We start from the raw sequence: 23,784 nt of genomic DNA, 5'->3' as shown, positions 1-23,784 counted from the left end.
TCCGGCTGTGCGCTTTCCTTGCGCGTCCAATGAGCCTGGGCAACAGGATGTTGGTGACGAAGGCATGATCACAGGACGTGACGCTTTTAGCCTTCGTTCCTCTACGTGCTCGCTCAAAGGTCTCACCTGTGACGCTGATTCCCAAGGAGTCACGCAGCCTCCACTCCAATCAACTATACAACGTAAAACTTCAATCAGTCGGGGATTTCTTTATCTCTACTGATTGGTAGTTGAACCAATCAGGCTTACGGTCAGGTGATCCACCACCTAGTTAATGTGGTATAAATGGCAAACGTTTTAACAGATGTCCAAATTTTTGTTGATGAGGCTATTTTTTTTGCATGCGACTTGCAAGCCAAAAGCCTACTGTTAACGAAAAAGCATCTACAACGAAAATAATTGGTGGCGACGTATACCCTGCATAAACCGATGCTGCAATAAGTGCAATTGCTAATAAAAGTGCCACATAGCGGTTATACGTAATGCGTGTAAACAGTAACACTAATAATGCGGGTAAAAATAGCGCCAACATCATTTTTCCAATAACATCTATCATACATCCCTCTGCTCCGCTAACAATAAACCAATACGGTAATGATCATTGCTGTAAATTACATGCTGTGTGAGACGAATTTCGTTGTTACGATCAAGCACCTCTAAACGACAATGAGCAGCATTTAATTGTAACGCCTCATATAATTCATTTTCTGTATAAATCGGATGGCCATTTACTTTACGAATACATTCCCCTGCAAGTAAACCCATTTTCTCTGCTGGTGAATCCGGTAAAACTGCCGCAATGACCGCCCCCTTAGAGCTTGGTGCAACCGCATAAATTTCCGTCTTGTCCTGTATCGCATAATATATTGTAATACTAAGACGAATGATTACGCCCACTGCAAGGGTTATCAAGCCAACCACAGGCTCGAAGACTGAAGCAAGTCCACCTATTACCATCAGTTGCCCTAACAACAATACAGAACGTCCAATTTTCGGTAATTGTAGAACCGGCAATTCTTTTCTTGAAAGCTTTGAAAATCCGATAACTACTGGAAATACTACAAGTGCAAATTTACTCTCTCCCAATGTGAATTGTGGCCAGTATGGAATAACTGACGAAATGACATCACCAGGTATGATAAAGAGTATCGGTAATACCCATATGTTTCTCGTCCGATACACAATGGCCTGCATACCGCGCTTCGTATTTTCAACACGTGGCGTTGTCACCATTGTTGAAGTTCGACGAATCAGCATACCTTCAGCAATCACACATAATCCAGTTATAATCGTGATTGTTACAATAGCACCTTCAAATAAATCCGTGCCCTCTAATGACACTTTCCACCATGAAAACGACCAATCGTATTGATACATAGCCCATGTTGCCAATGTTGCAAAGCCCATTGTATAAATTGATGATAATGAATTGATGAAAAACAGCAAGAGCGCCAGTGCGGAGAAAGCAAGCAAAACAAGTAAAAATGTTTTTGGTACTGTCAAGCCTACCCCAACACTTATGATGGAAATGATTAGCGCATAAGGCCATCCTCGTTTCCACTGCCCTACTAACTCAGTCCAGCCCCAAATAATACGTCTATTAAAAAATTTACGCTCCTGCTTCACGCGACTATATCCTAATAAGATAGCTAACAAAATTGCTATATATATTACTGGGTTCAGTAGAAAGCGGCCAATCGCTGTTACAAATTCTATTAAAATATTACTAGCCATACAGACACCCGCCATTTCTATCTCGATTACTATGAATTCATTGTATCAAAGGACTACACTCTTGCGTAGTACAAACTAGTAGAAAGCTTCGTATTCATATCATATTTCCTAGATTTAAAAAGTCTATTGTTCAATATTATGCAATAAAAAGCTTGTTGCCATCTGGAACTGTAAATCATTTGTGCGATCTTCTTTATAATTTTTTAACGTTTCATTCAGGCTATTAAAAAAGGCCGTATCCATTGAAACATCATTGTCTGTTTTTGTTAACTTCTTCTGCTCACGGTAAAGCTTTACAGCTTCGTCTGTGGCTTCATCTAAATAACCATCTAATCGAACAATTTGATAGCCTAGTTTTTGCAGGGCTTTTTGTGTATAAGCAATTTCTTCACTCATATCACCTACTTTAAATTGCCCTGTTAATGGATGCAATTGCAATGCAAATAATTCATTTTGTTCAATGACTAAAGCTGCTTCAATTCCTTGCCCATGAATCCATTCACGTTTTGGTGTCAGCCATTTATTCGTGGATAATTTAAGTTCTCCTCCATTTGACAGAGCCCAAGATTCCTGCACTGTACCTTTACCGAAACTTTTCACACCGACAATGGAAGCCCGATCCCAACTTTTTAACGCTCCACTCAGTACCTCACTTGCCGATGCACTGCCTTGATTTTGCAAAATGACAATCGGTAATTTATTCATCGTTTGCAGATATTTTTCATCAAAGCTTTTCGATTCAGTCTTTAATGGTTCCATAGCACCTTCAGCATTTTGCATATACGCAAATACCTTGCCATTTTCCAACACCGTGCTCAGTAGCGCTGCGACGCTATGTAAATAACCCCCTGGATTATCACGTACATCAACAACTAACCCCTCTACATCTTTGCGTAGTAATTTACTTGTTTCTGCAACCCACTCGTTAGCCGTTTTCTCACCGAAGAGCGAGATTTCCACATAACCAATGGCAGTATCTTCTACCATCACTACCTCACTTGCTACAGTTTTATTGGAAATTGCGGCACGTTCCATGGTCATTTTAATATGCTTATCTTCACTTGGACGATAGACCACTATTGTGATTTTTGTACCTTTTTCACCTTGAATTAAATGCATTAATTCACTCATCGTCTTACCATCCACTCGTACGCCATCAACTTGTACAATTTCATCGAGCGAACGCATTCCTGCTTTTTCTGCTGGGGACGAACGAACAGGAGACACAACGATAAATTTCCCTTTGTTTTCCGATAGTTCAATTCCAATGCCGACCCTTTCCTCAGCAAGCATTTGTCGATGCTGTTCGGCCTCATCCTTCGAATAATAGGTACTATAAGGGTCTTTTATCGCATCCGCCATGCCTCGAAGAGCCCCTTCTACTAATGCATCCTTTTTTGTACTATACACAGATTGTTCCTCAATTAAATGCATGGCTTCATTAATCGATTCGACCTCAGTAACTTGCTCCTTTTTCTCCGCACCATTAAACCAGTCAAAGTAAAATCCACTACCTACCAATATACTACTGATAAGTACGCCGACACCTGCGGTAATTTTGCGCAAACCTTCCCTCCTCCGTCTCTTTACTGTATGAATGTTCTTTTTCAAACATACAACATAAAGCTACCCCAAAATCATCTGTGACAACTTTTATTTTCTTACGCAAAAGGAAAATGGTTTGCAAAGACTTGCTAGCAATGCCTGAAATCATTATTCTACTGTTGGGCTTTTAAAAAAACAAAAAATGTCCCAAAAGATAGTATTTCTTTTGAGACATTCCCTAGTGCTTATTAGTCTAGTGCTTCTACATAGTTCGTCAGCATATCTACATCCATTGGCCCTTGAATGGTACGTTGAATGTATCCATTCGAGTCTATGAAATATGTTGTTGGAATTGTTATAACTTGATAATCAAAGCCAGCATCATTTTTCTTATCGAGTAAGATAGGAAATGTTAATTCATAGCTATCTTTGAACGTAGTGATTGTATCAATTTTAGCATCTTCGGTAACATCTCGTTCAGCAGATGTTAAATTGACAGCCAAAATTTCTACATTTTCCTTTTTAGCATATTGGTCATAATAATTTTGCATATGTGGCATTTCTGCCTTACAAGGCGGACACCATGTTGCCCAAAAGTTAAGCACCACTTTTTTTCCACGTAGGTCGCTTAAAGTTACCTCTTCCCCATCCAAAGTCGTTAATGTGAAATCAGGTGGTGTATCCCCTTTTTTTAATCCAATTTCACGTTGCTCTGTTTCTTTTCCGAGTGAGGCTGCATCAATCTCTCGGTCCTTATCAATTTGCTGTCTGACGTATGTACCAATCATCGCGACCACTAGCAATACGACAACCAGCAATCCAATATTTTTCTTCATTTTTTTCCCCCTACTCGTTGAATTCCTAAGCCTAACATAAGTAATAGGACGCTCACACCTACAGCCGGTTGCCATAAGCCCTGTGGCTGAAGAGTAGCAACAATTAGATATCCAGCTGTATAAATTATTAAGGCTTTTTGAAGCGCTGTTATTTTCCATAGTATGAAAAGCGTTAGTATACTTAGCACTGTTAACGTAATAACTTCACTATTCATTGAATTGTCATTTAATAATACCACGAACCATTGGTAAATAGATTGCGTTAAGATGATTGCCCATACGCTCGCCATTACTCCTTCATCAGCCCATTGTAACTTGTGGCGCTTCCATAAAAGCTGAAGCAACACAGTAATAGTAGCTAAGTAGACGCCAAATGTACCTCCATTAAAATAAAGTAGTGCTAATGGCTGCGCAAGCACTGCTTTAAAATCCGTTACAATTAAGCTGAATTTCAAGACGATGATAAAGGTAAAGATTGCGTCAGCATATACCCCCGACCATTGCTTTGAAAATTGCATACGTAAAACAAACCACACAACAAAAAATGCGGCCAATAAAGCAATTGCTGTAGCTGGTAATGTTAATGTACGAATTGAAAACCACTCTGTATTGAGCACCCGCAAATCCTCCATGAAAAAAGATAGCTTTAGCATAGCATACAAAGTTTTTTCCATACTGAAATTTCACAGTGTGTTCAAAAAACCTTCTTAAACAATCTGATCATGTTTATTTTTTGAGCAAACTACTTGAAAAATACCCCATAACGTATAAGTTAGAATTCATTGCCTTATGAATGTTATCGCTCACATATTACTTTTTATCGAATAGATCGCAATATTTATCGAGCACTATTTTAATATCGACTAACTTTCTTTATTTATCGAGCATTCATTCAAATAACGAAAAAAGAGGCTGGGACAAAACTTTTAAGAAAGAGGAGCAAAGGTATTATTAAATTTTCGCTATCTAAAATGAAGAAAAATTTAGAAGAGAGCACTAGTTGTTGGTAGCGAAGGTGGCGACTCCTGGGGGATTAGCGTGACGCCTGAGACTACAGGCTCAGGCCACGCCCCCGGAAAGCATCCGCCGTAGTGGACGTCAACGTTCACAGCAAAAAAGTGTTAGATCGACATCAGTCGATCTAACACTTTTTCTCTTTTGTCCCAGCTTCTTTCGTTATTGTTACAAAGGAATATATTTTAGTGGATTTACACTACCAACTGCTTGTCCTTGCCAAGAGCCAATATGCACTTCAAAGTGTAAGTGAGGGCCCGTTGAACGACCAGTACTACCCATCGCAGCAATCTGCTGCCCTTGTGTCACTTCTGTTCCAACACTAACATTGAACGCACTTAAGTGAGCATAAACGGTTGTATAAATTTGACCGTTGATAGAATGCGTAAGAATGACTACATTGCCATATGAGCTAAGTGGTGCGGCATATGATACAACACCGTCAGCAGACGCCCAAATAGGCGTGCCTGTTTTGTTGGCAAGGTCCACACCATAGTGGAATTCTGGACCCGCACCAATATTACGCCAACCATATGGCGATGTTAAACGGCCATTTGTTGGTTTAATCCATGTGCCATTAGATTGTGGTGCATTGACTGTAGAAGAGCCTGATGAACCGCCAGAATTTGCTGCAGCGGCAGCAGCTGCCGCTTTACGTTTTGCTTCTTGTTGACGTGCAACTTCGGCTAAACGATTTTGTTCTGCAATAATTTGCTGTTGTAATTCTGCACTAATATCAAGTGCTTCTGAATATTCTTTTTCTAGTAATACTTTTTCAGATTTCAGCTTTTCTTGCTCTTTTTCTAATTGATCGACTAAAGTATTTTTCTGTGCTTTTTGTCCATCTAGTGATGATTTTAGACGCTCAAGCTCTGCTTTGTTGTCTTCAAGCTTTTGTCGCTTGTTTTCCAAAGCTTGCTTTTGTTCTTCTAATGTTTCTTTATCTGCTTTTTGGTCACGTATGATTTGACGATCTGCTTCAAGCAATGCATTGACAGCTGAGAAGCGGTCGATGAAATCGACAAAGCTATTGGAACCAAGTAAAACATCTATATAGCTGACCGAACCACCCGCTTGAATCGCGCGCGCACGATCCTGTAATAATACATCGCGCTCTTCAATTTTACGCATTAGCTCGTTGATAGATTCTTCTAATGCTTTAATCTCTGCGTTTGTCGTTTGAATATCCGCTAATACATTTTTTATATTACTATTTGTTTTGTCGATTTCAGCGTTTAACGATTGAATTTGATCTAATAATTTTTGTTGTTTTTCTTCATTCGCACTAATAGCACTTGTCTTATTACTGATTGAAGAATTTAATTCATTTTTCTTTGTTTCGACTTGTTTTTTCTCATCTTTTAAATCCGATAAACTAGTTGCATACGCTGATGGAGTTTGGATAAAAAGGAATAATGCAGTCATTGCTGCAAATGTTTTTATAGAGTTTTTTGCCATACTTTTCACCGATTGAACTCCCCTTCGACTATTAATTTCAATATTTCACTTAATGCGTAATGTAGTTGTGGTTGATAATTCAATTAACTAAAAAATACGACTTACATTTTGCGACACGTTAAATTTTTAAAAACTTACGCACTGACATGAAACTTCCCCAAATACCGATCAGCACACCAATAAGTAGTAGTAGACCGCTTACTTGGTACACCAGTGGTGAGAAATCCAGTAATTGAACAAGCTCCCCTTTTAAACGTGGTGCAATAATTTTATATACATTGTGGTAAAGAGTTGCGACAACCGCAATCGGAATAACAGAACCTAAAATTCCGAGCCACATACCTTCTAATAAAAATGGAATTCGCACAAATGAATTCGTTGCCCCAACAAGTTTCATAATTTCAATTTCATCGCGACGTGCAATAATTGTAATGCGAATGGTATTGGAAATTAGGAAAATTGCTGTGAATAATAACCCTAAAATGAGTACAAGTCCTACATTACGACTAATATTTAAGAAGTTGAAAAGTTTTTCTACCTTACCTTCACCATACATCACGTCATATGTATACTCATATTTGTCAATTGCCTTTGCAACGGCTGCTGTTTGCTGTGGATCTGTTGCCTTGACATAAATTACATTGCGTAGTGGGTTACTTTGTTCAAATAACTTGAAGTCATCGCCAAAATCTTTTACTAATTTTGTTAACTCATTTTCCTTTGTTGAATAAGACATCTCCGCAATATCAGGTAACTTTTCAATTTTTGTGAGTAACTCTTTTTCAGCCGCCTCATCTGCCGTCTCATCAATTAAAACTTTAATTTCTACATCATTCTCTAAGTCTGACGCTACTTTGTTTAAGTTCATCATAATCAGTGCAAATACACCTACAAGTATCAATGTAACTGTTACTGCACTTACTGATGCAATCGTCATCCAACTATTCCGGCCAAGTGATTTTATACTTTCTCGGAAATGGCGTTTTATCGTATTAAATTTCATAGCCGTAATCACCTCCGTGTTCATCACGGACAATCATTCCGCCTTCAATCGCAATTACCCGACGGCGAATCGTATTCACGATTTCGCGGTTATGGGTGGCCATCACAATCGTTGTACCCCGCGCATTAATTTCTTCAAATAAATTCATAATCTCCCAAGATGTTTCAGGATCTAGGTTCCCTGTAGGCTCATCTGCAATGACCACTTTTGGTACATTAACAATGGAGCGTGCAATGGAAACACGTTGCTGTTCCCCACCTGAAAGTTCATTTGGGAACATTCTCGCCTTATGTTTAAGTCCTACCAACTCAAGAACTTCCATTACACGGCGTCGAATCTCTGCCGGTTCCTCTTCAATAACCTCTAAAGCAAATGCTACATTTTCATAAACATTTAAACGAGGAAGTAATTTAAAATCTTGGAAAACAACACCGAGTTGTCGGCGCAAGAAAGGTACTTTTTTATTTTTTAATGACCCTAAGTCAATACCATTTACAGTAATTTCGCCTGAAGTCGCTTTTTCTTCACGATACATTAATTTGATAAATGTCGATTTACCTGCACCACTTGGACCCACAACATAGACAAATTCACCTTGCTTTATGTTAACCGAAATGCCGTTTGTCGCAACGACACCATTCGGGTACTTCTTTGTCACATTTTTCATTTCTATCATATTTAAACCACCTAAACCTCTTACACATGTAAGATGTATTTCTCTATCTATTATAGCACTCAATCTATGTTTTTTTATTACAGTTTCATTTCATTCCTTGGAAGTTGCTTCTATTTAAATATTATATTGTCAAAGAATGTACTAGTGTAGTATAAAATGCAGACAAAATTAAACAGCAATCACTTCAAAAGTATGTAAGTCGATTCCTGTTTTATGTATATGCAACATTGGACAATATCACAATTAAAAGGCATTCAAGCTATGTTATTTCATAGCCTTAGACTGTTGACAAACTTTGCTTTTAAGAAAGAAGTATCTAGATGAACACGTTGAATTCCTATAGTGGACGCTTTTCGCGGACATCGCTTCAGTCTCCTCGTCGCGATTGCTTCTGAGGGCCCTTTAGCTCGTGCTATTCCCGCAGGAAGCTTTACTCTGTAGCGAAAGGCGAATACCGCCAGCTATACTCGTCGCCTGCGCTCCCATCAACTCGGGTACGTCTATAAATGCTTGTGGTGATGAATAGCTTGACGGCAATAATGAACGACATCCATTAATTGGTACCTTACAAAGTGACGTGAAACAATGCTATGCACGTCGAAAAGAAACGATTGAATGTGTACTTGCGGAAGTAAAAAACAGCATGGTATGCGGTGGACAACTTTACGAGGGATTTAAAAATTGTTCAGGCAGGCGTTGCTTTTGGCTGGCATGAATTTGAAGAAGCTATAATTGGACATCGCAATTCCAAAGTGGCGGAAAATATTTGGCTGTAGCGAGCTACTCTCGTTAATAGAGGCTATTTGTAATTATTTTGTCTGATAAAATTTCAAAAGGTATTCGGAATGTAATCATTCTGAATACCTTTTATCAATTCTGAAGCTATGTTATTTCATAGCCTGAATGCTTTCCATATTATACTTGTTGTTCGTCAGTAGTCGTATAACGTACCAAAACTGCACCCGTTTTCGATTCACCTTCGATAAATAAACGGTTTGCATTTTCTACTTCTTTATCAAAGCGTACTACTTTTGATAAAAACTGATCCTGCGATTCCATTTTTGAAACATCTTGAATTCCAACATCTACTTTACCAAAGTTCGTCACTATTTTACCGCTTAATGACATCGTGCGAGGCACATATAATTCAACAGCCCCTGCAACGGTTTGTGCTTTGATTTTTGATGAATTGCTAGAGCAAGTCGTCACTACAACATGTCCATTCACCGATTTTGCTTCCACTTCATCCAATGCTCCATCTAAATAGACGCGACCATTTAATGTTTCAGCTTCTAAATCTTTACCGCGGACATCTGTTAATTCAATCGAACCGTTAGAAGAATCAATCTCTGCTTTCGTAAAACTTAGCTTAGAACCTTTAATAGCACCATTTAGGGTCTTTACTTTTAATTGCTCTAGCTTAGTATCTTGTAAAGTCACACTACCGTTCATCAAACGCACAGACAATTTTTCTAACTGTTCCTTAGGCACAAGTACTTTTACATTGACCTGTACAAGTTTCAATTGGCTTAAAATTCGTAGTGAATCTACATCCTCTTTTACAACAAATTGCTCTAGGAAATGGCTGCGTGTTTCTTCTTCATTGTCATTAATAAGAGGTGCCTTCACTTTACAGATGACCTGGAAGTTGTCTCCTTCACCAGGCTCTAATGTAAAATTGCCGTTTGGTAATTCGACGATGACATTTTGTACATTTGCAGCTGCAAACTCTTCGGTATGTGTAAATTCAAATTTATCACCGAAGGGAGAGGCAACATCAAATTCCTTCACTTTTTTTACTGCCGTATTCATCATATCCATAAAGACTGAGCCGATTTGCGATAAATCTTTACGAAAATCTTGTATTTCATCTTGGAAGTACTTCATAAAATCTGTATCTTTCTTGTGTTCCTCTTTTGGTGCTTCATTAAATATAGACTCTTTTTCTGTAGAAGATTGTTGTTCTTGATTCAACACATCATTCATAACATTTTGAGTGGACTTGCTAGGTTGCTCTAATGCTTCTAATAATGTAATCGCCTCTTGCGCTGAAATAATTCCTTTTTCCACAAGTTCTAAAATTCGTTGACGTTCATTTTGCATAAATCTAATAGCCTCCCTCAGTTCGTTATACTATTTATACGTAACATTTTATGAAAGGTTTCATATTAAAAATGAAAAAAGTATGGCGAGATGAGAAAAAAAATTCGCTTTCTTTTCCACAAGTGATTCACAAGCCTCATAGAACAAAAGTATCTTTGAGGCTTAACGTGTTCACTAACCCGCAGGAATGTCGCGAATTTTTTATCCATATAGGATTGCTCCCGCGGCATCTAAGCATATTCTAGTAGAACATTGAACATTTTATTTAGATGCTTGTGCTAAAACTGCTTCCATACGCATTCGATCACGCACTAAAATTGGTTTTAAATATTTCCCTGTGTAAGAACCCTTTACTTCCACTACTTCTTCAGGTGTACCTGTAGCGACGATTGTACCACCTTTATCGCCACCTTCTGGACCTAAATCGATAATATAATCGGCTGTTTTAATTACATCCAAATTGTGCTCAATCACTAGGACCGAGTCTCCATTTTCTACAAGTCTTTGCAAGACAATTAGTAAACGTGCAATATCATCAGCATGCAGGCCGGTTGTTGGTTCATCTAAAATATAGAATGATTTCCCTGTGGAACGACGGTGTAGTTCTGAAGCCAGCTTTACGCGCTGTGCCTCGCCACCTGATAAGGTCGTCGCAGGCTGACCTAGTTTCATATAACCTAAGCCAACATCCACAATCGTCTGTAGTTTACGCTGGATTTTAGGAATATTTTCGAAGAACACGACTGCATTTTCAATTGTCATATCTAAAATATCAGCAATACTTTTATCTTTATATTTCACTTCAAGCGTTTCACGGTTATAACGCTTACCATGACAAACCTCACAAGGTACATATACATCTGGTAGGAAATGCATTTCAATCTTAATAATGCCGTCTCCTCGACAAGCCTCACAGCGTCCACCTTTTACATTAAAGCTAAAACGACCTTTTTTATAGCCACGAACTTTGGCCTCATTCGTTGTCGCAAAGACATCCCGAATATCATCGAAGACCCCTGTATAAGTCGCAGGGTTTGAACGTGGTGTACGACCGATTGGTGACTGGTCAATATCGATAACCTTCTCAAGTTCCTCCATACCTGCCACTTCTTTATGTGTACCTGGCTTCACCTTTGAACGGTTAAGCTTCTGCGCCAAAGATTTATATAAAATTTCATTTATAAGTGTCGATTTACCAGAGCCAGAAACACCGGTCACTGCGACAAATAATCCTAATGGTACATCTACCTTGACGTTTTGTAAGTTGTTTTCTTTTGCTCCTTTAATAGAAAGCTTACGACCATCTGGTTTACGGCGCTCAATTGGTAATGGAATAAACTTCTTACCACTCAAATATTGCCCTGTTAACGACTTAGGATTGTCCATCACTTCCTGTGGTGTTCCTGCCGCCACTATTTCACCACCATGTACACCTGCCCCAGGCCCTACATCAATCAGATAATCCGCTGCCATCATTGTATCTTCATCATGCTCCACAACAATTAATGTATTGCCAATATCACGCATATTTTGTAGCGTGCTAATGAGACGGTCATTGTCACGTTGATGTAATCCTATTGATGGTTCATCCAATATATAAAGCACGCCCGTTAAACGAGAGCCTATTTGCGTCGCTAGACGAATTCGTTGTGCTTCCCCACCAGAAAGTGTTCCAGCGGCACGACTTAACGTTAAATAATCCAAACCGACATTGACTAAAAAACCAAGCCGTTCTTCTATTTCACGCAAGACAAGTCGAGCAATTTGCATATCTTTTTCTGATAAATCTAGCTCTTTGAAAAATGTATCTGCATCCTGAATGGAATACTTTGTCACTTCTCCAATATGCTTGTCAGCAATTTTCACCGCTAATGTTTCTGGTTTTAAACGATAGCCTTTACAAGACGGACAGTCTTGCTGTGCCATATACTTTTCCATTTGTTCACGCACATAATCAGAAGTTGTCTCTTTAAAACGGCGCTCTACATTATGCACAACACCTTCAAATTCAATCATTTGGTCACGCACATTGCCAAACTCATTTTCATAATGGAAATGAACTTTATCCTTCCCTGAGCCATATAAAATCTTATCCATTTTTTCTTTCGGTAGATCTTTTACAGGCACGTCCATCGGAATATCATAGTGGTCACATACCGCCTTTAATAGCTGTGGATAATATTGTGAGCTTGTCGGTTCCCATGGTGCAATGGCATGCTCTAATAATGAACGGTCCCAATCTGGCACAACTAATTCAAGGTCTACCTCTTGAGTTGTACCTAAACCATCGCAACTTGCACAGGCTCCAAACGGACTGTTGAATGAAAACATCCTTGGTTCAAGCTCACCAATTGAAAAGCCACATAATGGACAGGCATGATGTTCACTAAAGAGTAATTCTTCATGCTCCATTACATCAACTAACACACGCCCTTCCGCTAGCCGAAGGGCCGTCTCAAGCGAATCACTAAGACGTGCAGCGATACCTTCTTTTACAACGACACGGTCCACAACTACCTCAATAGAATGCTTTTTGTTTTTATCAAGATCGATTGCATCATCTAAATCACGTAATTCGCCATCAATACGTACTCGTACAAAGCCTTGCTTTTTCAAATCTTCTAGCAGCTTTACATGCGTTCCCTTGCGCCCTGAAACCATTGGCGCAAGTAACTGCATTTTCGTACGTTCTGGGTAAACTAGAAGGCGGTCCACCATTTGTTCAATTGTTTGGGAAGTAATTTCAATCCCGTGATTTGGACAAATTGGCTTGCCGACACGTGCATAAAGTAACCGCAAATAATCGTATATTTCCGTTACTGTTCCTACAGTTGAACGAGGATTTCGACTCGTCGTTTTTTGATCAATCGATATGGCAGGTGATAGTCCTTCAATCGCATCCACATCTGGTTTGTCCATCTGTCCAAGGAATTGGCGAGCATAAGCAGACAATGATTCGACATAACGACGTTGCCCCTCCGCATAAATCGTGTCAAAGGCTAACGAGGACTTTCCTGAGCCGGATAAACCCGTCAGCACAACTAATTGATCACGTGGAATTGTGACATTAATGTTTTTTAAATTATGTGCACGTGCGCCCTGCACGACGATTTCTGTATTTTTCACAAGCCCGATCACCCTTCTGTCTTCAATTCAAAGATAGTATCTCGCAATTCTGCTGCACGTTCGAAATCAAGTGCTATTGCTGCTTCTTTCATTTCTATTTCAAGTGTAGCAAGTAATTTCTCCTTCTCTACCTTCGTCAACTTCTTACCTTTTGTTGCCTTCGTAACATACGATTCCTCTTCTTCAGCAACCTGTGTCGCACGAATTATATCAGGAATTTTCTTCACAATGGTCTTCGGTGTAATACCATGTTCGTCATTGTACGCCATCTGTAGTGTACGACGACGTTTCGTTTCTTCAATAGCCTTTTTCATGGAATCTGTCATATTGTCGGCGTACATAATAACATGTCCATTGGCGTTACGGGCTGCTCGCCCTATTGTTTGAATTAATGAGCGCTCTGATCGTAAAAAGCCTTCCTTATCTGCATCTAGAATCGCGACAAGGGAAACTTCAGGAATATCCAGCCCTTCACGCAAAAGATTAATGCCAATTAGTACGTCATACGTGCCCTTCCGTAACTCACGGATAATTTCAATACGTTCTAGCGTCTTAATCTCTGAATGTAAGTATTCCACTTTTAGGCCCATTTCCTTCAAATAAGCGGATAAATCTTCCGACATTTTTTTCGTTAATGTTGTTACGAGAACACGCTCATTACGAGTAATACGCTCTTGAATTTCATCGATTAAATTATCAATTTGCCCTTCTATCGGACGTACATCAATTAATGGATCTAACAAGCCAGTTGGACGAATAATTTGCGCAGCCATCACTGGCGTATGCTCGATTTCATATGGACCAGGCGTTGCCGAAACATAAATTGCTTGACTTACTTTAGCATCAAATTCTTCAAAACGCAGTGGTCTGTTATCGAGCGCAGACGGCAAGCGGAAACCATGCTCTACAAGTACACCTTTGCGCGCTTGGTCCCCGTTATACATACCACGCACTTGTGGTAGTGTTACATGGCTTTCATCGACGACCAGCAAAAAATCCTCTGGAAAGTAGTCCATTAATGTGTACGGCGTTGCCCCTGCTTCACGTAATGTTAAATGACGGGAATAGTTTTCGATACCTGAGCAAAAGCCCATTTCCTTCATCATTTCTAAGTCATAGCGTGTGCGCTGCTCTAAGCGTTGTGCCTCTAGTAGCTTATCCTCCGCACGTAATAGAGTAAGTCGTTCTTCTAGTTCTTTTTCAATATTTTCAATGGCTTTAATCATTTTCTCTTCACGTGTAACGAAGTGGGACGCAGGGAAAATAGCTACATGATCACGGTCCGCTAAAATTTCACCCGTCAACGCATTGACCTCACGAATGCGGTCAATCTCATCACCGAAAAATTCAACACGGATGCAATGTTCATCGCGCGATGCTGGGAAAATTTCAACAACATCACCGCGAACACGGAAAGTCCCACGAGTAAAGCTCACATCATTACGCTCATACTGTACATCCACAAGTTTTCGAAGCAATTGATTCCGCTCAATTTCCATACCTGTGCGAATTGACACGACCATTTCTCGATATTCTTGTGGAGAACCTAATCCGTAAATACAAGACACGGATGCAATAATAATGACGTCCTCACGCTCAAAAAGTGCAGATGTAGCAGAGTGACGTAATTTATCGATTTCATCATTTATGCTAGAATCTTTCTCGATGTACGTATCTGTTTGTGGTACATAGGCCTCTGGCTGAAAGTAATCATAATAACTGACAAAATATTCAACTGCATTATTAGGAAAAAACTCTTTAAACTCACTATATAATTGACCAGCAAGCGTTTTATTATGGGCCATAATAAGCGTCGGTTTCTTCACCTGCTGAATCACATTAGAAATCGTAAACGTTTTACCTGTTCCTGTTGCGCCAAGCAATGTTTGATGACGTTTACCTGCGTGAACGCCCTCCACTAATTCTACGATTGCCTGCGGCTGATCCCCACTAGGCTGATATGGCGCTTGTAAATCAAATTCTTGCACACATGTCCCCGTCCTTTCCTTCCAATTTGTACATTTATTTTAGCATAGCAGTATGAAAATATCGAACATTTAACGAACGAATGTTTGTTATTTTTTTATTAATAAGTTCTTCTCTTTCCTATTATCTTTCTAGCATTGACGTTTCTAATGGAAATTACTCCCTGATATCCGAGGTACATTCTAAAGTCCTTAACATGTTAACCACTGGATACTTAAAATCCTTGCAAACGCCTTTACACACTCTTTTTCCTCATCTAGCAACATTGCTACTTGCAGATATTATTTAAAAACCTTGATTTAATAAAAAAACCGCCCTCCAATTATTGGAGAGCGGGCTCGTCATATTATTCACTTGCTACTTGGTGTAATATTTCTAATTCAGTTGCGTATTGATGAAATGCTCTTTCATCTTTTTCATCGAGTGCTCTATCTATCAGAACCATAAGCTGCTCCTCACGATGCATACGCTGGATACGATTTAAAAATAGATCTAAATAAATCTCGTTCAATAATTTCTCTGCCTCATCAACTTTTTTTGACTGACCAACGGCTTTTAGAAAATCTGTATACGAATAATATTTATCCAACGATCTCACCTCGATCCTTTTCTAAATTATAAGAAAATTGGAACTAAAATGCAATGCTTAAGAAATGAAATTTGATTTGATTTGGTATATTTCTCATGTTTTTACATGCATTTCTTTTAAGAAATTAACTGTTTTATCTAGGGATTTTCATCATTATCCAGTATTTTATGAATGTTAGTTTGTGTTATAAACTACAGCTAATAAATAGCAAAAGGAGGCACTACATAATATGTCAACGAACTATGTTAATGGTTATATAATGTCATTCAATACGTATTTGTTACAGCCTATTCAACATGAGTCTAAAATCTTCACACGCGTAATCGACAAGCATAATGAACTTATTGTTACACGTAAACCGATGCATGTATTGCGGAAATCTTGCTTATCTTTAGGTACAACTTATGAAGCAGCAAAATATTCTGCAAAACGTTTTTTTGGCAATCAACATAAACTGCCAATTGTCGTCGCCTATGATTTCGGCTTTCCTTGCATTTTCCTCCCAACCTATTCACCAAATTCTATACACAATACATGGATTGGACTCCATGCTATATCTAATATTATACAGAGTGAAAACGGTTGTATTGTCATACTAAAAAACGATATGCGTATTGAATTCCCCATTAAATATGCATCAATTAGCAAACAATTTGTCAATGCCTCCATGCTCTATAAGCATTATATGGGTGAGCGAAAACAGCTTAGCCAGGACGCTCCATACCACCCACCCTTCTAGACAGTTGATGTGATTTAAAAATAAGTCTACAGCCGTAATGTATTTATCAAGCCTATATCAAAATCATTCCATAAAAAATGAGGTTGAAACAAAACTTTAAATTTTAAGAAAGAGGAGCAAAGGTATTATTAAATTGTTGCTATCTAAAATGAAGAAAAATTTAGAAGAGAGCACTAGTTGATGATAGCGAAGGCGGCGACTCCTGGGGGATTAGCGTGACGCCCCCGGAAAGCGTCCGCCGTAGTGGACATCAACGTTCACAGCAAAAAAGTGTTAAATCGACATCAGTCAATCTAACACTTTTTCTCTTTTGTCCCAGCCTTATTTCTATTATCCGATTCTTGAGCGTAAGTATGCATTAATAAATGGATCTAAATCTCCATCCATAACTGCGCCTACATTACCTGTTTCTTCGCTTGTACGATGATCCTTCACCATTGAATATGGATGGAATACATAAGAACGAATTTGCGAGCCCCAGCCAATTTCCTTTTGCTCACCACGAATTTCATCTAGTTGAGCTTGCTGCTTATCAATTTCTAATTGATATAATTTCCCTTTTAACATAGTCATAGCTTTTTCACGGTTTTTAATCTGTGAACGCTCTGCTTGACATTGCACGACTGTGCCAGTAGGAATGTGCGTAATACGAACGGCTGAATCTGTCGTATTAATATGCTGACCACCAGCACCTGTTGCACGGTACGTATCAATTTTTAAATCCTCTGTGCGAATATCCACTTCAATATTATCATCAAATTCGGGCATCACATCACAGGATACAAATGATGTATGACGACGACCTGAAGAATCGAATGGTGAGATACGCACTAAACGGTGCACGCCCTTTTCTGCCTGTAAATAACCGTAAGCGTTATGCCCCTTAATGGATAATGTCACGGATTTAATCCCTGCTTCATCACCTGGTAAATAATCGACCGTTTCTACTTTAAAACCACGTTTTTCAGCCCAACGCGTATACATACGAAGCAACATTGATCCCCAATCTTGTGATTCCGTTCCACCTGCACCTGGATGTAGCTCTAAAATCGCATTGTTTTGATCATATGGACCACTCAATAATAATTGCAACTCAAAGTCCGCTATTTTTTGTTGGAATTCCACAAGCTCTTTGCCTAGCTCCTCTTGTAATTCCTCATCCGGTTCTTCGCGCAATAATTCTAACGTCATATCTAAGTTTTCATGTGTATCCACTAACTCTTTATATTCATTGACAATCGCCTTTAAGCCGTTACCTTCATTAATGACCACTTGTGCTCCTTGCTGATCATCCCAAAAGCCAGGCTCTAGCATCATTTCATCTAATTCCTGAATACGTGCCTCTTTGTTTTCTAAGTCAAAGAGACCCCCTAAAGTCCGCCAGTTTCTTGGCTGTATTGTCTAACGTGTTACGTACATCTGCTAATTCTATCATCGTAAAATCCTCCGAACATTTTTAATGGATTTCTACATGCAGAAATCCGTATCTTTCTATTATAGCGTTTTTATTTCGGAAAACATACTTTTTTCAGCACAACACCATTTTAAACAACAGAAGAAACACATACTATTACACAAGTTCTGTGATAGTATGTGTCATAAAATTCTTCTAATCATCATCTTTCTTTGCTTCTTCTTCTAGCAAGGGGCGATTCCTCATTCGTTGAAATACTTTCACACGGTCATGTTTGACAAGTAGATGCTTCGTTCGTTTCTCTAATTTATATTTCAATAAAAAAGCTCGTTGAATTCGATATTCAAATGACTTTGCACTTACATCAACAATCATTTCATTACCATTCATAAAAATCACTTTTGTCTGCTTTTTATCAACTGCTGTAAAATCATCTATTTGATGTACAGCAAACCAAATACAATCTGGATGTAAGGGCGACTTACTTGGAAACCATAATATATTAAAACGTTCATGCACAATAATTGGATTTTTATTGAGCTTACCTAGAATCATTTTTGATCCATCAAAAGCCCCTCGTAAACTTGATCCATAATATCGTAGATTAAAGTCCATTAATTGCGTTGGCGTTAATTTTGATACATATTGATAATCCCGTTCAATGACACGCGTACACAAATTTCCAAAGGAATCATACTCAGGCATATACAGCATTGTTTCACGACTCATTATGTCTTCATTATTATAACGCATTGAAAAACCTCCTTTAAAAATTTTATAGTTTCAATAACAAGGAATATACTAGTTGACATTTGGTATACTCCAATAAATTTCCTCGGTAGGTCTGACAGGACATTATTATCGAGGATATTTTATAGTTACAGCGAATCACCCCATTTTCACAAAAAAGGTTTACAGAACAACTCAACACTTTCAATCTATCTATTTCACTAGTCTACTTTACATATAATTAGAAGTACTAATTCCCATTGATTAATTCAACTAAATACCTATTGTTACATTTATTGTATACATATAACACACAATTGTCTATCAATTCTGACTATTTTCTACTTTTTTAACTAAAATTTTAAAGTGTTATAAAACGAAAAAAGACCATTTCAACGTAATGTTGAAATGATCTTTCATAGATTCTATCTTATTGTCCTGCACCATGACAATTTTTGAACTTCTTGCCACTTCCACATGGACATAAATCGTTTCGACCGACATTTTCAGCCTTGCGTACAGGTTGCTTTTTCGGAGCTGGCGAACCATCCTCTTTCGGATTAACCGCCTGGCCTTTAGCAACTTCCTCACGTTCAAGATTACTACGAATTTCTGCCTTCATGGCATATTTTGCTACATCTTCGCGAATCGAAGCGACCATGTCCTCAAACATTGCAAAGCCTTCTTGTTGATATTCGCGCAGTGGATCATTTTGGCCATATGCACGTAAATGAATACCTTGACGTAGCTGGTCCATTGCATCAATATGATCAATCCACTTCGTATCAATTGAACGCAATAAAATAACCTTTTCAAACTCACGCATACGCTCTGGCGTAAGCTCAGCTTCTTTTTCATCATAGCGAGTCTGCACAGCGTCTGAAATCAATGCAATAATTTCTTCGGAAGACTTGCCTTGTAAATCTGCTGCCTTCAAATCGCCTTCTTCTAATAGGTTTGCAGCAACAAAGTCCTCAATGGCTTTTAAGTTCCAATCATTTTGCTCACCCTGCGTATACAGTCCGACAATATTGTCGATTGTTTCTTGAATCATTGACTCGACAAGCACACGCATATTTTCAGTTTCTAAGACATCATAACGCTCTTTATAAATAATCTCACGTTGCTGACGTAAAACATCATCATACTGTAATAAACGTTTACGTGCATCGAAGTTGTTCCCTTCAACACGTTTTTGTGCAGATTCTACAGCTCTCGAAACAACTTTTGATTGCAGTGGCTGAGAATCATCCATTCCTAACTTCATCATCATTGACTTCATGTTATCAGAGCCAAAACGACGCATTAAATCATCTTCAAGAGACAAGTAGAATTGCGTAACCCCTGGATTCCCCTGACGACCAGAACGTCCACGTAACTGATTATCAATACGGCGAGATTCATGACGCTCTGTACCGATTACCGCTAATCCACCGATTTCCATTACGCCTTCACCAGGTTTAATATCTGTACCACGACCAGCCATATTCGTCGCAATGGTTACCGCACCTTTTTCACCAGCATTCGCAATAATTTCTGCCTCACGCTCATGGTTTTTCGCATTTAATACGTTATGCGGGATTTTATGTTTATTTAATAAATTGGAAATAATTTCAGATGTTTCAATTGCTACAGTACCAACAAGAACGGGTTGTCCAGCTTTATGACGTTCTGCAATATCTGCCGCAACTGCTTTATATTTTCCTTCCATCGACGCAAAAATCAAATCCGCTCGGTCATCACGCGCAATTGGTTTATTCGTTGGAATCGCGATAACACTCATATTATAAATATTACGGAATTCCTCTTCCTCTGTTTTTGCTGTACCGGTCATACCTGCAAGCTTTTGATACATACGGAAGTAGTTTTGGAACGTAATTGTCGCCATTGTCATCGATTCATTTTGAATCTCAACGCCCTCTTTGGCCTCAATTGCTTGGTGTAGTCCGTCAGAATAACGACGGCCTTTCATTAAACGACCCGTAAAGCCGTCAACGATGACGATCTCGCCCTCTTGTACGACATAGTCAACATCATTATGCATACTAACATGGGCCTTTAATGATTGGTTAATGGCATGGTTTAAACGTACATGTGTTAAATCAAATAGATTGTCGATACCGAACGCCTTTTCGGCTTTCTCCACACCGGCATCCGTTAAGGTAACACCTTTTGTAGACTCTTCATATGTGTAATCTGTATCTGCACTTAACATACGTACAAATGCATTAGATTGCTTGTACAATTGCGCTGATTTGCCGGCCTGTCCCGAAATAATTAATGGTGTACGTGCTTCATCGATTAAAATCGAGTCAACTTCATCGATAACAGCATAATGAAGTGGACGTTGTACACGTTCTTCTTTATAAAGCACCATATTATCACGTAAATAGTCGAAGCCAAGCTCATTATTCGTGCTATACGTGATATCTGCCTCATATGCCGCTCGCTTCTCCTCTTTTGACAAGCTATTCAAGTTTAAACCAACTGACAGCCCTAAGAAGTTGTACAGCTCGCCCATTTCCGCAGCATCACGACTCGCCAAATATTCATTGACTGTTACAACATGCACACCCTTACCTGTAAGCGCATTGAGATACACCGCCATCGTAGCTGTTAAAGTTTTACCTTCCCCGGTTTTCATCTCCGAAATATTACCTTCATCTAATGAAGCAGCCCCCATAATTTGCACGCGGAATGGGTACATCCCTAATACACGTTTCGATGCTTCACGACTTACAGCAAACGCTTCGGCACGAATCGACTCTAAATTTTCGCCATCCGTGTAACGTTGTTTAAATTCTTCTGTTTTCGCTTGTAATTGATCATCTGAAAGCTGTTCCATTTGAGAAGCGAATCCCTCTACTTGGTCAGCGATTTTTTCTAATTTTTTTAACTCACGTTTATTGAAATCAAATAATTTATTTAATAGGTTTGCCATGAATTTTTTCACTTCCTATATAGTCTCAACTTTCATTTTACCATTGTCTAACATCTTCATGCAAACAGTCTCTCTATTACGTATGTAAAGCGCATAAAAAAGGTTCTACATCAAGTGTTGGATGAGGCGACTGACTCCAAGCCTCCTCGATTTGTTGACACAAACACTGCGGGGTCTTGACTAGCCAGTTTTTCGGCAGGAGTGTCGGGGACATCCACCTCCAACTTAAATTGTATGGTTACCCCAACAAATATTATAGAACCAAAAAAAAGCCCTCGCAATCGCGAGAGCCTTAAGTATCTTAAGTTGTTTCAATCAAGCCGTATTTGCCATCTTTACGTTTGTAGACAATATTTGTGCCATTTGATTCTGCATCCGTAAAGATATAGAAATCATGCCCTAGCATATTCATCTGTAAAACCGCTTCTTCTTGATCCATCGGTTTTAAATCAAATTGTTTTGTCCGAACAATTGAGTATTCTTCTTCCTCAGTTGCTGCATCCATTGTGGCCTGTGAAGTAGCGAAATAAATACCTGTACCTTCACGCTCACGGAATTTACGGTTTACCTTTGTTTTATGTTTACGAATTTGACGTTCTAATTTATCAACAATTAAGTCAACCGCTGCGTACATATCATTATGACGCTCTTCGGCACGAAGCGTTAAGTTTTTCATGGGAATTGTAACTTCGACTTTTGTTTGCTTGTCATTATAAACCTTTAAATTTACGTTGGCGTTTGCATTAATATCTTCGTTAAAATAACGCTCAACTTTTTCGACTTTATTCTCAACATACTCTCGAATAGCTGGAGTTACCTCAATATTTTCACCGCGAATGTTAAAGTTTAACATGTAAACTCCTCCTTTATAACTGCTATACTATCTATTTCTACACAAGTGTGTGAAATTCCTCTAAAAAAATTCCTTTTCTCACAATAATTTTTAGGAATCGATTTTTTTCATTTTTGCCTCAGCTGCTTCTTTTTTACGACGAGACTTCAACTCTTCGACAATAAAATCTTCTAGCGGTCCTTGATTATTGAAATACACACCATAGTACTTACCGTTAGCAAACGGACGACTCCAAATCACCTCACCATAAGCACGTATTTCTCTTGTATCCAGAATAAAACGTAAATCAAGAGGTGGCGGGTTCACCCCTAAATCAACCTCTGTAAACATCTTTAAACCTCTTGGACTCACATCGAGCAAGTCTGCCATCGCAGTTTGTGAATTATTGACTCTGCCGTTTTCATATATCGCAAAAGTCATTTTAACCGGCTCCTCGAATTTAAATCGAAAGCCTTCTTGACGCTTAAATATCATTTTCCCACCCCAATACTTTTCCAAACATTTATTTAGCTTGATTATGACACGAATGCACGATTTACATCTAGAGGGAATAAGTAACATATTCTACCGTTTTATGAACTAATTTATGACTATATGGGCTTATGCCTCTGTCTATCGTTGAAAGGCTTTAGGAATTATAGCGTTTTTTTATGAATATGTTCTGATTTCAAGTCCTTCTTCATATAACAAAAGAGACCATCAAGGTAGTGACCCCTTAAAGTTAGAGTTTTATTTATGCAGCTAATCGGCTGGCATGAGTTCGGTATTTTACCGGGCTCATGCCGGCCAATTTTTGTTTTATTCGATCGTTATTAAAGTAATCGATATACTTCTCTATTTTCTTCTTTAATGCTTCATAGGAGATTAATTCCTCTCCGTAATACATTTCTTGTTTGAGTAAGCCAAAGAAGTTCTCCATGGTCGCATTGTCTGCACAGGTTGCTTTACGAGACATGCTTTGGAAAATCTTGTTTCGCTTTAATGTTATCACCCATAAATGATGTTGATAGTGCCAGCCCTGATCCGAGTGAATCGTTG

The 23,784-nt window shown here is 38.7% G+C and carries 19 protein-coding genes; 1 reads left to right on the top strand and 18 read right to left on the bottom strand.

Features of this window, described 5'->3' with window-relative positions; all coding sequences use genetic code 11:
* Positions 1–328: 328 nt before the first annotated feature.
* The 12 genes from C9J35_RS16190 to C9J35_RS16135 form a co-directional block, all read right to left on the bottom strand.
* On the bottom strand, positions 329–553 hold the full coding sequence (locus C9J35_RS16190) for a DUF2198 family protein (RefSeq protein ID WP_054768186.1): 225 nt from the start codon (positions 551–553) through the stop codon (positions 329–331).
* Positions 553–1,734, bottom strand: a complete 1,182-nt coding sequence (locus C9J35_RS16185) for a PDZ domain-containing protein (RefSeq protein ID WP_107925297.1) — start codon at positions 1,732–1,734, stop codon at positions 553–555. The genes C9J35_RS16190 and C9J35_RS16185 overlap by 1 nt, the downstream gene beginning before the upstream one ends.
* A gap of 123 nt (positions 1,735–1,857) precedes the next feature.
* Positions 1,858–3,300: a S41 family peptidase gene (locus C9J35_RS16180; protein ID WP_107925296.1), complete on the bottom strand. Its 1,443-nt coding sequence runs from the start codon at positions 3,298–3,300 to the stop codon at positions 1,858–1,860.
* Between the two features lie 227 nt (positions 3,301–3,527).
* On the bottom strand, positions 3,528–4,115 hold the full coding sequence (locus C9J35_RS16175) for a redoxin domain-containing protein (protein ID WP_107925295.1): 588 nt from the start codon (positions 4,113–4,115) through the stop codon (positions 3,528–3,530).
* A complete protein-coding gene (locus C9J35_RS16170) occupies positions 4,112–4,732 on the bottom strand; it encodes a hypothetical protein (protein WP_107925332.1) in 621 nt (206 codons plus the stop codon). Before C9J35_RS16170 ends, C9J35_RS16175 begins: the two co-directional genes overlap by 4 nt.
* Before the next feature lie 565 nt (positions 4,733–5,297).
* The gene (locus C9J35_RS16165) at positions 5,298–6,596 is read right to left on the bottom strand and encodes a murein hydrolase activator EnvC family protein (protein ID WP_107925294.1); all 1,299 of its coding nucleotides are present in this window, start codon (positions 6,594–6,596) and stop codon (positions 5,298–5,300) included.
* A gap of 109 nt (positions 6,597–6,705) precedes the next feature.
* Entirely contained in the window at positions 6,706–7,590 is an 885-nt protein-coding gene (ftsX, locus tag C9J35_RS16160; RefSeq protein WP_054768182.1) for a permease-like cell division protein FtsX, read from the bottom strand.
* Entirely contained in the window at positions 7,580–8,266 is a 687-nt protein-coding gene (gene ftsE / locus C9J35_RS16155) for a cell division ATP-binding protein FtsE (RefSeq protein WP_107925293.1), read from the bottom strand. The genes ftsX and ftsE overlap by 11 nt, the downstream gene beginning before the upstream one ends.
* A gap of 915 nt (positions 8,267–9,181) precedes the next feature.
* Positions 9,182–10,369, bottom strand: a complete 1,188-nt coding sequence (locus C9J35_RS16150; RefSeq protein WP_107925292.1) for a DUF4097 family beta strand repeat-containing protein — start codon at positions 10,367–10,369, stop codon at positions 9,182–9,184.
* 261 nt (positions 10,370–10,630) lie between these two features.
* Positions 10,631–13,495: an excinuclease ABC subunit UvrA gene (uvrA, locus tag C9J35_RS16145; protein WP_107925331.1), complete on the bottom strand. Its 2,865-nt coding sequence runs from the start codon at positions 13,493–13,495 to the stop codon at positions 10,631–10,633.
* 8 nt (positions 13,496–13,503) lie between these two features.
* Positions 13,504–15,483, bottom strand: a complete 1,980-nt coding sequence (uvrB, locus tag C9J35_RS16140) for an excinuclease ABC subunit UvrB (RefSeq protein WP_107925291.1) — start codon at positions 15,481–15,483, stop codon at positions 13,504–13,506.
* Between the two features lie 344 nt (positions 15,484–15,827).
* Positions 15,828–16,070 (bottom strand): IDEAL domain-containing protein, encoded by a 243-nt coding sequence (locus tag C9J35_RS16135; protein ID WP_107925290.1) that lies wholly within the window; start codon positions 16,068–16,070, stop codon positions 15,828–15,830.
* 229 nt (positions 16,071–16,299) lie between these two features.
* On the opposite strand from C9J35_RS16135, the gene C9J35_RS16130 reads away from it, so the two are divergent.
* Entirely contained in the window at positions 16,300–16,809 is a 510-nt protein-coding gene (locus C9J35_RS16130; protein ID WP_107925289.1) for a competence protein ComK, read from the top strand.
* A gap of 330 nt (positions 16,810–17,139) precedes the next feature.
* Here C9J35_RS16130 and prfB read toward each other — a convergent pair.
* The 6 genes from prfB to C9J35_RS16100 form a co-directional block, all read right to left on the bottom strand.
* A protein-coding gene (gene prfB / locus C9J35_RS16125) for a peptide chain release factor 2 (RefSeq protein WP_107925330.1) occupies positions 17,140–18,241 on the bottom strand; the annotation gives its coding sequence in 2 pieces (ribosomal slippage) (positions 17,140–18,168 and positions 18,170–18,241; 1,101 coding nt in all).
* Positions 18,242–18,418: 177 nt separating this feature from the next.
* Complete coding sequence (locus C9J35_RS16120) at positions 18,419–18,976, bottom strand: competence protein ComK (protein ID WP_107925288.1); 558 nt, start codon at positions 18,974–18,976, stop codon at positions 18,419–18,421.
* A gap of 406 nt (positions 18,977–19,382) precedes the next feature.
* Complete coding sequence (gene secA / locus C9J35_RS16115) at positions 19,383–21,893, bottom strand: preprotein translocase subunit SecA (RefSeq protein ID WP_107925287.1); 2,511 nt, start codon at positions 21,891–21,893, stop codon at positions 19,383–19,385.
* 301 nt (positions 21,894–22,194) lie between these two features.
* On the bottom strand, positions 22,195–22,746 hold the full coding sequence (gene hpf / locus C9J35_RS16110; protein WP_054768184.1) for a ribosome hibernation-promoting factor, HPF/YfiA family: 552 nt from the start codon (positions 22,744–22,746) through the stop codon (positions 22,195–22,197).
* Between the two features lie 90 nt (positions 22,747–22,836).
* The gene (locus C9J35_RS16105) at positions 22,837–23,166 is read right to left on the bottom strand and encodes a PilZ domain-containing protein (protein WP_235616334.1); all 330 of its coding nucleotides are present in this window, start codon (positions 23,164–23,166) and stop codon (positions 22,837–22,839) included.
* Between the two features lie 313 nt (positions 23,167–23,479).
* On the bottom strand, positions 23,480–23,784 hold a 305-nt coding region (locus C9J35_RS16100), incomplete at its 5' end, for an IS3 family transposase (protein WP_153062967.1).

The organism is Lysinibacillus parviboronicapiens (assembly GCF_003049575.1).
Classification (GTDB): Bacteria; Bacillota; Bacilli; order Bacillales_A; family Planococcaceae; genus Lysinibacillus; species Lysinibacillus parviboronicapiens.
Note: the sequence above shows the minus strand (reverse complement) of the source record. Positions and strands in the feature narration are given on the sequence as shown.